The organism is Bacteroides sp. B1-V-101 (assembly GCF_023656585.1).
GTDB classification, from domain to species: Bacteria; Bacteroidota; Bacteroidia; order Bacteroidales; family Bacteroidaceae; genus Bacteroides; species Bacteroides thetaiotaomicron.
Map to the genome: position 1 here is coordinate 202,190 of NZ_JAMOKH010000005.1, position 13,938 is coordinate 216,127.

Below are 13,938 nucleotides of genomic sequence, written 5' to 3' on the forward strand. Positions count from 1 at the left end.
GCTGCAATGTTTTATTCGTCTGACAGTTGTTAGACGAAAGAATAACAGTTGTCAGACGAAAGTTCAACAGTTGTCAGACGAATAAGGTTATATAAACCGAGCATTAGATGATTGCATACAGCAAATTAATTTTAAGAGAGACTGGGATTAGTTCGTTACGATGCGTTTCAGTGAGTTGTTATTTACCATTTGAAATATTTATTTCTCTCTGTGATTACATATTTCCGCTTTATTTCTCTATTTTATAAAAGTAAAAATATTCATTCTTCTGTTGGGCGCTTTTTATAGTCAAAACGTATTCAAATTAAAGTGTTTAATAAATTTCAATATCAAATTTAAAATCAAAGAATATGAATTATCCAAAAGCGATACTTCTTTCATTGGCGTTATTGGCTATGCATTCGCTTAACGCAGAGGTAGTCACATACCCTGCTGGGGTCGGGGTGAAAACCTTAAACGATTTTTCTGTGGAAGTGCGTCAGGGTAGCGGACCGTGGTTGCCCGTTGACGTTTATCCTGTTAAAGTTGATAGGGTTGATGAAAAAGGGCATAACGTAGAGGTTGCCTCCATTGCTTATTTCGATTTTGACGGAATGGTAGATGTGCGAGTAATCAGCAACAAAGAGAGAGTCAATAGTGCGAGAGTACGTCCTTTAAGCTATAAGATAACACCGGATTGTGTTGGAGACACAGTGACATTCTCACTTTCGCGTCCTCGCAATCTCTCAGTAGAGGTCAATGGAGATATTTTTCACAATCTTCATCTTTTTGCGAATCCGATTGATAAATTTCGTCCTTCCGATAAAGAAATCCAAAGGGCTCTCAAGAAAAAAAAAGGGTCCAATTTGATTTATTTTGGTCCCGGTGTGCATAATCTTCCTAATGATACTCTATTTGTCCCTTCAGGAACTACTGTTTATATCGACGGGGGAGCCCGTGTTTATGGCAATATATTCACGGAAGGAGCACATGATGTGAATATTTTCGGGAGAGGCGAGGTACACCCTGATGGCAGGGGAGCCGGTGTTTGGGTCAGACGTTCTAAAAATGTCAGGATCGACGGAATTGTGGTTTCGCAACTCCCCATAGGACAATGCGATTCGGTAGAGTTGACGAATGTGAAATCAATCAGCTATTATGGTTGGGGCGACGGAATGGATGTTTTCTCAAGCAGTAACGTGATATTAGATGGGGTTTTCTGTCGTAATAGTGATGACTGTGCCGCAGTTTATGCTTCTACGCAAGGATTTAAAGGGGGAAGCAATAATGTATTGGTGAAAAATGCGACACTTTGGGCTGACGTGGCTCATCCAATCAATATCGGAGGACATGGAGATCCGAACGGCATGGATACAGTGCAGAACGTCACTTTTAGGAATATCGACATTCTTGATCAGGCAGAAAACCAGATTGATTATCAGGGATGTCTGGCTATAAATCCAGGCGACAATACATTGGTGCGTAATATTACGTTCGAGAATATTCGGATTGAAGATTTTCGTAACGGACAGCTTGTGAATTTCAGAATCAGTTTCAATCCGAAGTATTGTGTCTCTACTGGCAGAGGTATTCAGAATGTGCTTGTTAAGGATGTTACTTACAATGGATCGGGTGAAAACTTGTCGATCATTGCAGGGTATGATGAGAATCACAAGATATCCGGTATCAGGTTTGTGAATCTTGTGGTCAATGGGCGAAAGATTACAGACGACATGCCTGGGAAGCCGAAATGGTATAAAACCGGAGATATGGCCGGTATCTTTGTTGGAGAACATGTAGAAAATCTCTCTTTTGAATAGAAACGAAGCAGACAGAATGTTAGAAATGGCGCCACATGCCAAAAACTGTCATGCGGTCAGAAGGAAAGATTATACTTCAATTTTTATCACAATATAGATAAAAATTGAAGTTTTTTATCTATGTTGCAGCCGATTTTAGAAAAAGAAGTTTGGAATGAACAATAAATACGAAGAACGGCTGGGAACAGAACGTATGTTACCGCTTGTTTTTAAGATGGCACTCCCGGCAGTGGCTGCACAATTTGTCAATCTGCTTTATAGCATTGTGGACCGTATATACATCGGGCATATTCCGGGAATTGGCACCGATGCGCTGGCGGGTGTAGGGGTGACTACCTCTCTCATTATACTGATTTCTTCTTTTTCGGCAATTGTCGGCGGCGGTGGTGCTCCGCTGGCTGCCATTGCACTCGGACAGGGCGACCGTGTACGAGCCGGAAAGATATTGGGAAACGGGTTTGTTCTGCTGATATTGTTTACTTTGCTGACTTCTGTCATTGCATATACTTTTATGGAACCTATTCTCCTCTTTACAGGAGCTTCGGAAAACACCTTGGAATATGCGGTTGACTACCTGTCCATTTATCTTTTGGGAACGATATTTGTCGAAATATCCACAGGGTTGAATAGCTTTATCAATGCTCAGGGACGTCCTGCCATTGCCATGTTTTCAGTTCTGATCGGAGCCTTATTGAACATCATTCTTGATCCTATTTTTATTTTTTGGTTTGACATGGGCGTGAAAGGTGCTGCTTTGGCTACGGTACTTTCCCAAGCATGCAGTGCGGTGTGGGTGGTAAGTTTCCTCTTTTCCCGACGTGCCTCTCTACCTTTGGAGAAACGATATATGGGACTGGACCGGAAGATTATCCTTTCCATATTAGCTTTAGGAGTATCCCCCTTCATTATGGCAAGTACGGAAAGTCTGGTTGGGTTTGTCCTCAATAGCAGTCTGAAGGAATTTGGAGATATCTACATCAGCGCATTGACGATTCTGCAAAGTTCGATGCAGTTTGCCAGTGTACCGCTGACCGGATTTGCGCAAGGATTCGTTCCGATTATAAGTTATAACTTCGGGCATGGTGACAAGCAGCGTGTGAAAGATTGCTTCCGTATTGTGCTGGTAACCATGTTTTCCTTCAATTTGATATTGATGCTTTTCATGATTCTCTTCCCTTCGACGGTTGCCTCTGCTTTCACCAGTGATGAAAGACTGATAGAAACTGTACGTTGGACAATGCCCGTTTTCTTGGGTGGCATGACCATCTTCGGCTTGCAACGTGCCTGTCAGAATATGTTCGTTGCATTGGGACAGGCCCGAATCTCTATCTTCATTGCTCTGTTGCGTAAAGCTATCCTGTTGATTCCGCTGGCGTTAATTTTGCCGAACTTTATGGGAGTAACCGGAGTGTATGCAGCTGAGGCTATATCTGATGCGACTGCGGCCATCTGTTGCACGTTATTGTTCTTTTGGCAGTTCCCTAAAATTCTGGGAAGGATTAAAGGGAATACTTTGCGTGTGGAGTAATCGTTTCTTTGTAATTTATTTTTTTACTTCACAGATATGCATGGTATTACGGTTGTATTCTGACTGTTATCTCTCTCTTTATCTCATTTCCTGTGCGTAAATGTTGATTTATCCGGATATCTGTACCTGTTAATATATAGAAAAGTGTGTCTGTTTGCCAGGCGATGGTACCGGCTATCCTCTGATATAGGATTTCTCTTTTCATTCTTATTCTGTATCCGGCAAAGATACAAAAAGGATGTTTGTATCCTGGCAGGAGGTAAAAGGTGAATCTAAACCGGATATTTTTCAATAGTGTGAGCAACTGTGGCAGTCGGGCTTTTGGGAAGAAGCAGTTGTAGCCTGCGAATGGGCGTATCGTTCTCGTAGAAATTAATGAGATATTCGATTTTGTTACGAAGCATCGTTCTGCAATGCCTCGTACAGCTTACTGGTATGCACTGGAGAAAATGCCTAAAGATATGAGAGCGGAAGCTATGAAAAAATAGCTTCCTTTTCCTTCCTTTACTCTGCTTTTCTGTTTGGTTTTCGCTTAATAAGCAGAAGCCGTTCCATATCATTGAATAGTTTTGTGTCTTTTAATTCAAACATGATCCATTTGCCGTCGTGGAAAGTGGTAGCTGCATCATAGATCATCTGTACCTCGTTTGAAAACTGTCCCCGCTGAATTTCAAATTTGGCACGTTCATCTTTTCCTAAGATAACCATAAATCCCAGAGTCTTTTCCTTCGCATATAAAGCACAGAGGGTTTTACCGCCTTTGCGGTATTTGTATTCATACGTCCACGCTTTGCCGCCATGGTTCCAAAGTAGCTCCATTTCGTAGCTCTTCTCGATGCGCTGGCAGAGTGAGTTCCATACATCATAAAGGTCTGTTCCTATCAGATTCTCTATATCTTCGGAAGTCGGTATTTGAAAAGGTTCTTTCATGGTATTTGCTGTTTTATCATATATGCCGCAAAGATAGGATGATCTTTTAGTAAATCGTTGTCCAATATAGGCATCCTGGGTTATAATTATTAGAAGAAGTTTTATTTTCATCAGCATTTCAATCTCTTTTTTAATTCTCATTGCACTCTTTCAATTATAGTCATGAGATTTAAAATTAAAATGTAAAGACATATTTCATACTTCACTCCAAATATAGTTTTAAATTTTAATCTATTTGTTGGGAAAAATTAAATGCTCTGAAGGGCGTTTATGTGCATTTTACAAAAAGTTGTATATCAGACGGTTATGAAATCTTATTTTTGGTTTAAAACCAACGGGGCGTTCCTTTTAAACCAACGCCTCGTTTCTTTAAAACCAAGAGGACATTTCTCGGTGAGAAATGGAGTATTGGTTAAAAGCTAGATCCAAATCCGGAGTGAACATTCAAATATTTCAAATACAGTATTTGTTGATTTAAGTAAGGTGATGTAACTATTTGTTGCATTCAAGTAGGAAAAAAGATAATTGCTTTAGCATGAAGTAAATAAATTCCAAAGATTTTACTTACATTTGTTTCTATAAATAAAATGTAAGTGAAAAACATGAGAAAACAACTATCAGTATCGCTTCTTTGCTGCCTTCTTGTTTCGGCTGCGTCATTGGCTCAAAGCTGGAAACCTTATGAACAGACTTCGAAGGGGAAGACTTACGAAGCATCCGATTGTGTGACATTGTTGGATAGCACATTGGTATCTGTCCAGCCTACAGGACAAGGGTCGTTTGCTGTATGCAAAGTGATAAAGGTACAGACTCCGAGGGGAGCAGTGGATAATCGGGTGATTAAATACGATTATGACCCTTTGACTGCTTATGCCGAATTTAAACGTGTAACCATCCATCGTGCTAATGGAAAAGTAGATGAACTTGATGTCAGGAAAACCTGTGATTATGCTGCTCCTGCCCGTGCCATTTATTGGGGCGCAAGACAAATCATGATTGAAGTGGGCGCCTTGCAGCCGGGTGATATTGTGGATTACGAAATAGCCAAGAAAGGCTTTACCTATGCGTTGCTTGCAGCCGGTAATGAAGATGAGTCACGCTTTATTCCGCCTATGCGCGGACAGTTTTATGATATTGTTCCTTTTTGGAGCAATACTCCTACTGTACGTAAAGTTTATGTAGTAAGCATTCCGATGGAGAAGGAACTTCAGTTTCAGTTCTATCAGGGTGAGTGCGCATCATCCATGCGTTATGAAGACGGTCGCAAGAAATATAGCTTTGCGATGGATGATATGATGCCTTTTGCTAAAGAGCCAAATATGGTCGACCTTTTCGATGCAGCTCCCAAACTGATGATGTCTTCTACTCCCCAGTGGAAAGACAAGTCGTTGTGGTTCAATAAAGTGAATGAAGATTATGGTAGTTTTGATCCATTGCCCGAAGCACAGAAAAAAGTAGATGAACTGATAAAAGGCAAGAAGACCGAAATGGAAAAAATAGCTGTGTTGACTCATTGGGTGGCAGATAACATTCGCTATTCCGGCATTTCGATGGGAAAAGGAGAAGGATTTACACTTCATAATACTAAAATGAATTATACTGATCGTTGCGGAGTCTGCAAAGATATAGCAGGTACACTGATTTCGTTCTTGCGCATGGCTGGTTTCGAAGCCTATCCTGCCATGACAATGGCAGGCAGTCGGGTAGAAAGTATTCCTGCCGACCATTTTAATCATTGTGTGGCAGTGGTGAAACTGAGCAATGGAGCATATATGCCTCTCGATCCTACATGGGTTCCTTTCTGCCGCGAGTTATGGAGCAGTGCCGAACAGCAGCAGAACTATCTGCCGGGTGTACCCGAAGGTTCTGATTTGTGTATCACTCCGGTTTCGGCTCCCGAAAATCATTATGTACGTATCAAAGCCGACAACCGCTTGTATACAGATGGTACATTGCGCGGTACTTTTACTCTTACAGCCGAAGGACAGAGTGACAGCAATATCCGTCGCATCTTTACCACCGGCTTCCAGAGCGAATGGAAAAGCACGATGGAACGTCAGTTGTTGGTCATCTCTCCCAAAGCCAGATTGTTGAGCGTAGACTATGGAAAAAATCCCAAAGACTATCAGGCTGCACCTATTAAAATCACTTTTCGTTATGAAATACCCGATTATGCCTTGAAAGGAGAGGGCGAGATGTTTTTCCGTCCGATGGTGATGAATAACCTTTATAATCAGGTACGATCTTATATGTGGATCGATACTTCGGTAGAAAACCGCAAGTATGGTTTCAAAGATGCTTGTTCCCGTTTGGTCGAACTGGATGAAACGATTCAGCTCCCAGCAGGATACAAGTTGGTGAGTGCGGTCAAGGATGAAACCATGCAAGGAGTGGGAGCCGATTTTGAGGGTTCGTTGGTACAGAAAGGAAATAAAGTGTTGCTCCACAATCGATTGGCTTTGAAGAAGCGTGTTTATGAGGCTTCTGATTGGGAAAGTTTCCGCAATGCTGTGAATGCCCACAAGGCGTATGGTGAATATTGGGTGATTAAAAAGTAGAGCAGAATGAAAAATACATATTATTATATAGTTACGCTGGCGATGTTGATTCTGGCATTTCCGGTGAAAGCGGCATCCGAAGCTGAATTTGGGAAATTGAGCAAGGCTTATACGTTACACGCTGACGGCAGTCAGGAAATGCGTGTGCAAAAAGAGCTGACTTTGTTTACTCATGCAGCGATGAACCGTGTGTATGGAGAGAGTTTTATCATTTACAATCCGGAGTTTCAGACACTGAAGATACACGATTCTTATACTCGTCAGAAAGACGGTACTATTGTGAAGACTCCCGAAAATGCGCTCCTTGAGGTGCTTCCTTCCGCAGCGGCAGATGCTCCGGCTTATAATGGTCTGAAAGAGATGGTAGTCGTTCATACGGGACTGGAATTGGGAGCTACCATTTATCTGGACTACTCCGTCGTTACCCGTCCGGGATATCTGCCCGAACTGGATGTGTGCGAGCAGGTGGAAGAGCTTTCCCCAATCAGGGAATATGTGTTTTCGCTGTCAGTGCCCGAAAGCAAACCTCTGCATTATGAATGGTTGAATGGAAAAGCTGCTCCGGTTGTAAAAACGGCGGGTGGTATGAAAACAGTGATCTGGACACTGAAAAATGTGCAACCGCGTCCTTATTCACTTGACGTCTCTTTGCCGGCAGGTAATGTACAGGCTGTTGTGGCGTCCACTTATGCTTCAAAGGCTGATGCACTGAAAGTGATAAAACAACAACTGGAAAGTAATGGAAAGGGTGTTACCGAATTGGCACAGAAGCTGACTGTCGGTGCGCAAACCACAGAACAAAAAAAGGAGTTACTCACTGCTTATGTAGAAGGATTAGGAAATTGCCGTCTGACCCTGTCGCAAACCGGATACCGTTTGCGTCCGGCTTCCGAAGTGATCCGTTCGGCATACGGAACTGAAGCGGAGAAGGCTGCTTTGTTGGCTGCCTTGCAACAAGCGATAGGCATCCGTGCGGAGATAAAAGCGGCTTTTCCTAAAACAGAAGATAAAGATGCAGCCGGACTTGCTGCTGTCAGCGGATTGTTTGTGACCAATAAGGGGATTGCTGATATACAGAATTTTGTTTCTGTAGTTGATCTGAATGCTCAGCCGATAATTTTAGAGAAGGTTTCTCATGTTGTTTCACGAACTGATACCTTGCGGGTGAGCGATAAAACCGGAAAGGCATTGGCTGATGGTTATCGGAAATTCGACTTACCGCAGGCTCGCGGTGGATGGGCAAGTTATGATGGGCGTGTGACGGCTCTGAATACAACTCGTCCCGTTAACCTGCTTTTGCGGTATTTGCCCGATGAGGCTTATACTTATATCGTAAAGATTGATGCAGGAATGAAACCAGTGGTTGTGCCGACTAACAAAAAGATTGAAAATGCTGTCGGTATCATGGAAGTTACAGTGAAAAAGGCGGAGGATGAAATAAAGATATTCCGTACCTTGAAACTGAAAAAACAATTGATAACTCCGACTGAATATCCGGCGTATTATCGCTTGATGGCGGAATGGATGGATACCAATGGCAATAGTCTGTTATTTCAAACTGCGAAGTAAACCTGACGGGCATATCGTTCCGATGGGGCTGCCATTCTGAACAAATCAAAGAGGATGTGTCGAAACCTTCATAAATTAAGAATCATCTTCGCTACAACTATCTGTGGCGAAGATGATTTCGTTAAAAGGGGAGTCTTGACACATCCTCTTCGTTTTTTATCTGGTAAGACAGATGATCCTCTAAAGAGGTTTTATCGGAATACAAATATCCACAATGTGTTTATTCTCCGGATGTGTCCGGTGACTGTTATGGTATAACTCATAAGTACATCCATCTCCTTGCTGATACCCACTTTCCGTAAACCACTTGCACATTGTGTTCCATGCCTTCTCGAAATCTTCAGTACCCAATTCAAAATGTCCCACAGCATATTTCCCACCGGGAATGACGAGATTACCGATTTCACCTTCTCCTTTTACGTCTCCTTCCACGATGATACAGGCACTCTGGCGCACTTTACTCAATTCCGTTACCGAAGGATCATCATGTGTGACGGTTGCCGATTTCGTAACATTCGGAATATACAGGCCACGAGGTTCTGCCCATTTGATAAGTTTCTCATACGCTTTTACAATCTCTTTGAATGCTCCCATATGCCGGCAATAAACAGCTTTCATGTCCGGCATCTCTTTTACTTCGATTTTTGTTTCCATAAAATATGATATTTTAAATTTGACGCTGCAAAGTTGGGGAGATAATACATGCTTGGGTGTCAAATTTTTGCTAACCATTTGTCCGTTCTTGCTAAATAAGATTCCGTCCTGGGCATAAACGGGTTTCTCCATTTTACGGAACTGGCTTGGCGTCAAACCAAAAAACTTTTTGAATACACGGCTAAAAAGGGATACTGTGCAAAAGCCGCAACTATCGGCAATCTCACTGATAGAAATATCCATATTTTCCCGTAACCGGCAGGCTGCTTTCTCAATTCGGAGGCGTTGGATGTAATCAATCGGTGTTTCACCTATCAGGAACGTGAATATCCTGTGGAAATGAAAAGGCGAAAAGTTAGCTATTTCTGCTATACTTTTCAGTTCCAGAGGCTGGTCGAGATGTATGTCAATGTAGTCCATCACCCGATTGATCCTGGAACGATATTCTATTTTACTTTTTTCTTGTATGTTCATGTCAGACGGTTTTTAATCGCAAAGATAGCTGCCGTCTGTCAGATCTGTTTGTCTATTCTTGCTAACTATCTTGTGAATTTTATCCTTACACTGTATTTGCAGAAGTCTTTTTATGTGTGAAAGATGAAGTAAATATAGCAGTTTTTAGCGGATTATTCTTGTTTCATGAGGTATCTGCCTATCTTTGCAGTATAAACGGTTTGTTTAATTTATAACACTGACGATTATGAAGTTACTGGTTTTTCTTGCTAAAGGCTTTGAGACGATTGAATTTAGTGGTTTTATTGATGTGATGGGATGGGCGAAAACTGATTTTGGCTGTGATGTTGAGGTGGTAACAGGTGGTTTTAACGAGAAAGTCATCAGTTCTTTTAATATTCCCGTTTTGGTGGATAAGACGATTGATGAGATATCCGTTGATGAATATGATGCTCTTGCCATCCCCGGAGGTTTTGAGGTTTTCGGCTTTTATGAAGAAGCTTATGAAGAGAAGCTTTTAAATCTGATTCGTCAGTTTGATGCCCGGAAGAAATGGATTGCAACAGTTTGTGTAGGTGCTTTGCCTGTCGGTAAAAGTGGTGTGCTGAAAGATAGAAAGGCGACTACTTATCATCTCGGAGGGGCAGTCAAGCAAAAGGTTCTTCAAAGTTTCGGAGCAATAATCGTCAATGAACCGATAGTGGTGGACGACAATATAATCACTTCTTATGGTCCTCAAACCGCTTCGGGAGTAGCCCTTCTTTTATTGGAGAAACTGACTTCCCATCGTGAAATGTCTTTGGTAAAAGAGGCTATGGGATTCTAAAAATAAAACCGGAGAAGCATCAAAATTAGTACGGAAGGATTATTGACTTATGATACAATGACTCAATCTGCTGCAATAACAGAGATAAGAAAATATTAATCTTCTTATCTCTGTCCTCTACTATATCATATAGCAAACAGGCTGCTAAATCAGTTCGTGAATTTCCTGAATATGGAGATTCAGATGATCTAAATATCCTTCTATCATTTCTTTTAAAGTGACTTTTGTCCCTTCGAAGTCACACCAGTAACTATCTAGTTTCGTTTGATCTGCCGACTTTATTACCTGAATGATATGCAGATTAAAGAATTTCCATAACTGAATCAGATTATTCCAGTCCGTATGCTGATAATCCTGCAAGGCTATCCACAGATCATTATCCTGCCGATAATCAGGAAAGAAAAGCAGGTCCTTACTGTATTGTAACCTGATCATCCGTTGATGATTGTTTGAGGCGGAATCAATCAAATGTCCGAGAATTTGTTTGATAGTACGATTCTGCCTGTTACGTTTTTGTGTGATTGTCTCTTCCGGCAGGCTGATTAATACTTTTTCTTCTGTCTCTATAACATTATAAATCCCTTCTGTTATTGGGGAAAAATCAAACTCTGGCATAATTCCTCTCTTTCTGTTTTAAAGTTTCTTTTGCGCAACTGCGCAATAATGCAAATATAGACAAATGAATGAAATATATGCGGAATTGCATTCTATAAAAGCAAACTTGTTTGTTATTCTGCTTGTTAGGATAACATCTTTTCCATATATCCTTTATATTTGCATGATATTAGAACCAACAATTATATAAAAAAGATATGAGAACAGTATTGGCAGCATTAGGAATTTTGTGTTTCATGAGAAGTTGTTCGTCAGGTATGACAAGTTCAAAAGGCATTGTTTGTGATGCGACCATGAATACAGTGGCGATTGTTACAGACAAGAATGATACTCTTTCATTCAGTACGATGAACGCGAATAAAGAAGAAGTCGATGGCTTGCTTCTGAATGATACTCTGGAAGTATTCTATACCGGTAAATATACACCGGGGATGCAGGCCTCAAAATTAGTCCAGTATCCGCAATCTCTCAAACTTGGAGGCGATCGGGATGAACACGGTTGTATCGGCTCTGCCGGATATGTATGGTGTGAAGTGCAGCAAGACTGCATCCGGTTGTTTGAAAAAGGTATCCGGACGGAGGCTGTTGATGGAAGCACTGCTTCTGCTTTTATTGTGTTCAGTCCCGATTCCACACGTTTGGAACTTTTCTTCTCTGATGAACAACCGAATGAGATTTTGGAAAGACGTGGCTTACCTTCGGGAGGTTATGCATGGAACGTGGAGGATGATGATACGAAAAATGTACGGTTTATAGACGGATTGTGGACAATCAGTCAGAGAGATAAGGTTATTTATCGTGAGAAAAAGACGAAAGCCGGAGAATAATTCCGGCTTTTATAGCTGTTTATTTATTACTTTTATCAGATAAAAGTATAGCCGAATCGTGCTCAACAATGTCTTTTTACGACTGTAGTGCTAAAAAATGTGATAATCTAATAGTAATGGAATAAAAAAGGAGGGATACTGTAACTTTTAATTCTGATTTTTATTATATTTGTATAGCCGTTGAAAGGTGCGTTCATTGAGACTAAATATCGAAAAGCGTTCAGCTTTTTTACGTAGTAACGAAACTACCAATTTCTTTTACCCTCAGGGTAAATATTACAACACGTAAAAATGACTGAACGCCTACGCTTGTTATACATATACTTTGCGTGGGCGTTCTTCTCATTTGTGTTGTAGGGATTGGTAGTTCCTGTTGCTACATTTGGGAAGAAAAGGCTCACGTTTTTTATATCTATTCTTGACATAACATTCAAAACATATGAAAAGATCTTCATTTTGGGTTTTATCGTAAAAGTGCGTTGCTTTTTTAACGAGTTAGTTTTCCTTTTTATTAATTTAAAAAAAGACTACTATGGATAAGAAAATCGTAGGTGCCAACGCAGGCAAAGTATGGCACGCCCTTAATGAAGCTGATGGAATTTCGATTCCCGAACTTGCCCGGAAAGTAAATCTGAGTGTGGAAAGCACAGCTCTGGCAGTCGGTTGGCTGGCTCGTGAAAACAAGGTAGTGATTGAACGCAAGAATGGATTAATTGAAATTTATAATGAAGGTCATTTTGACTTTTCTTTCGGATAAGTTTAATGAATATAATGCTGGTTAGGTTATATAATGAAAGAAGCTCTCGATAAAAAACTGAATTCAGTGATATTGAAAGCTTCTTTTTATTATATACCTTGTGTCAAAATGCCTTATTGAAGAGTAACTATAATGGAGTGTTCACCCTTCTCTGTTATGATAATTACCTTATTTCTTTGTCAGAAACTTCTTGCTCAACCACTTTCTTACAGGCTCGTCATACAGTTTCAGGCAAAGGTAAGCCAACACAATGCTTCCGAAGAAGACACATAAGGCTACCGGCCATGACTGGGAGAAAGTGATATGTGGCTCTTTGCTCCATAACCAGGCATAGAACAGATACATGAAAGGATAATGTATGATATATACCGGATAAGATATATCTCCCAGGAATTTACAGATTTTGGCTGTACCTTTATCTGTCGTTTTTCCCGAAGCACCCAGATAGACAAGTAGTGGGAAAATAAGAATGGTGCATACAGCATCATAAATACCATTCATCCACGGAGATGTCTCACCGCCTACATACGGCATGGTAAGTAAAATGAGAATCGACAGACTGCATATCCAGAAAGCCCCTTTGATATGGACCGGTTTAAATATGCGCGACATCAATAATCCGATAGAGAATGCGAACAACATACGTAGAAAACCTCCGATCAGGTTATAGTCGATCATCGACCAGCCTACTCCTAAATGATGACTACCGGAGAGATTGCATATCGAGAAAGAAGCCAATCCGATTCCTGCTATCACAACAAGTATCGTAAGTGCCTTGGTAGACATCCGGCGAATAAATAGGGCATACAAAATATTACCGATATACTCGAAGAACAAAGACCAGCTGGGACCATTCAAAGGATACATCTCACCATTTCCACGGACCTCGGGACCCGTGCCCGGAACAGCCGGAATCAGGAAAAGATTGAGAAGCATAGCCACCATTACCATTGATATGTAAACACGGGTACCGTCCCACTGCTCGCAGCCTTGTATGCAAAATGTGATAGCACCCAAAACGGCTCCCATAACAACCATCGGATGCAGACGGATTAACCTGCGTTTGAAAAACTCTTTTGGGGTCATCGTTGTTTTCCAGCGGTCATCATAAGCATAGCCAATAACGAAGCCCGAGAGAATAAAGAAGAAATCGACAGCCAGATACCCATGATTGAATTTTTGGTCTATGGGACTTGTAGCAAAACCTTCGAATACATGATACCATATCACCAAAAGAGCCGCAACCCCTCGCAGTCCGTCAAGGAGTACGTAATGAGGTTTAGAGTCTGCAAATGCAGAGGAAGAGATTTTTTGCATGTTTTAAGTTATTGTTCAAATTAGTATTAGTCATTGAAGAAGCCGCAAAAATACGGAATTTATAAGTTTAAAAATTTGTCCTGCATCAAAATCTTGCCGTGTATG

Annotated in this window: 12 protein-coding genes; 7 read left to right on the plus strand and 5 right to left on the minus strand. The window is 41.1% G+C overall.

Features of this window, described 5'->3' with window-relative positions; all coding sequences use genetic code 11:
* Positions 1-350: 350 nt before the first annotated feature.
* Together NBH01_RS06475 and NBH01_RS06480 are read left to right on the plus strand one after the other, a co-directional pair.
* Complete coding sequence (locus NBH01_RS06475) at positions 351-1,799, plus strand: glycosyl hydrolase family 28 protein (protein ID WP_250700040.1); 1,449 nt, start codon at positions 351-353, stop codon at positions 1,797-1,799.
* Positions 1,800-1,953: 154 nt separating this feature from the next.
* Entirely contained in the window at positions 1,954-3,327 is a 1,374-nt protein-coding gene (locus NBH01_RS06480) for an MATE family efflux transporter (protein ID WP_054959726.1), read from the plus strand.
* 46 nt (positions 3,328-3,373) lie between these two features.
* On the opposite strand, the gene NBH01_RS06485 is transcribed toward NBH01_RS06480, so the two are convergent.
* Entirely contained in the window at positions 3,374-3,532 is a 159-nt protein-coding gene (locus NBH01_RS06485) for a hypothetical protein (RefSeq protein ID WP_155249858.1), read from the minus strand.
* A gap of 299 nt (positions 3,533-3,831) precedes the next feature.
* Complete coding sequence (locus NBH01_RS06490) at positions 3,832-4,257, minus strand: DUF3788 domain-containing protein (RefSeq protein ID WP_008763789.1); 426 nt, start codon at positions 4,255-4,257, stop codon at positions 3,832-3,834.
* Between the two features lie 602 nt (positions 4,258-4,859).
* Between NBH01_RS06490 and NBH01_RS06495 the strand changes: the two genes are divergently transcribed.
* A complete protein-coding gene (locus NBH01_RS06495; RefSeq protein ID WP_225719554.1) occupies positions 4,860-6,815 on the plus strand; it encodes a DUF3857 domain-containing transglutaminase family protein in 1,956 nt (651 codons plus the stop codon).
* A 6-nt stretch (positions 6,816-6,821) separates the two neighbouring features.
* Positions 6,822-8,384, plus strand: a complete 1,563-nt coding sequence (locus NBH01_RS06500; protein WP_250700041.1) for a DUF3857 domain-containing protein — start codon at positions 6,822-6,824, stop codon at positions 8,382-8,384.
* A 180-nt stretch (positions 8,385-8,564) separates the two neighbouring features.
* Here the strand turns inward: NBH01_RS06500 and NBH01_RS06505 are convergent, their stop codons facing one another.
* Positions 8,565-9,512 carry an AraC family transcriptional regulator gene (locus tag NBH01_RS06505; RefSeq protein ID WP_008764058.1) on the minus strand — a complete coding sequence of 316 codons (948 nt, stop codon included), beginning with the start codon at positions 9,510-9,512 and terminating at the stop codon, positions 8,565-8,567.
* Positions 9,513-9,738: 226 nt separating this feature from the next.
* On the opposite strand from NBH01_RS06505, the gene NBH01_RS06510 reads away from it, so the two are divergent.
* Positions 9,739-10,317: a DJ-1/PfpI family protein gene (locus NBH01_RS06510; RefSeq protein WP_008764057.1), complete on the plus strand. Its 579-nt coding sequence runs from the start codon at positions 9,739-9,741 to the stop codon at positions 10,315-10,317.
* A 144-nt stretch (positions 10,318-10,461) separates the two neighbouring features.
* Here the strand turns inward: NBH01_RS06510 and NBH01_RS06515 are convergent, their stop codons facing one another.
* On the minus strand, positions 10,462-10,932 hold the full coding sequence (locus tag NBH01_RS06515) for a DinB family protein (protein ID WP_008764056.1): 471 nt from the start codon (positions 10,930-10,932) through the stop codon (positions 10,462-10,464).
* A gap of 197 nt (positions 10,933-11,129) precedes the next feature.
* Between NBH01_RS06515 and NBH01_RS06520 the strand changes: the two genes are divergently transcribed.
* Together NBH01_RS06520 and NBH01_RS06525 are read left to right on the plus strand one after the other, a co-directional pair.
* Entirely contained in the window at positions 11,130-11,759 is a 630-nt protein-coding gene (locus tag NBH01_RS06520) for a hypothetical protein (RefSeq protein ID WP_225679676.1), read from the plus strand.
* 532 nt (positions 11,760-12,291) lie between these two features.
* Positions 12,292-12,516: a winged helix-turn-helix domain-containing protein gene (locus NBH01_RS06525; RefSeq protein ID WP_008763800.1), complete on the plus strand. Its 225-nt coding sequence runs from the start codon at positions 12,292-12,294 to the stop codon at positions 12,514-12,516.
* A gap of 168 nt (positions 12,517-12,684) precedes the next feature.
* Here NBH01_RS06525 and NBH01_RS06530 read toward each other — a convergent pair whose 3' ends face one another.
* Positions 12,685-13,833 carry an acyltransferase family protein gene (locus NBH01_RS06530; RefSeq protein ID WP_061473696.1) on the minus strand — a complete coding sequence of 383 codons (1,149 nt, stop codon included), beginning with the start codon at positions 13,831-13,833 and terminating at the stop codon, positions 12,685-12,687.
* Between the last annotated feature and the right edge of the window lie 105 nt (positions 13,834-13,938).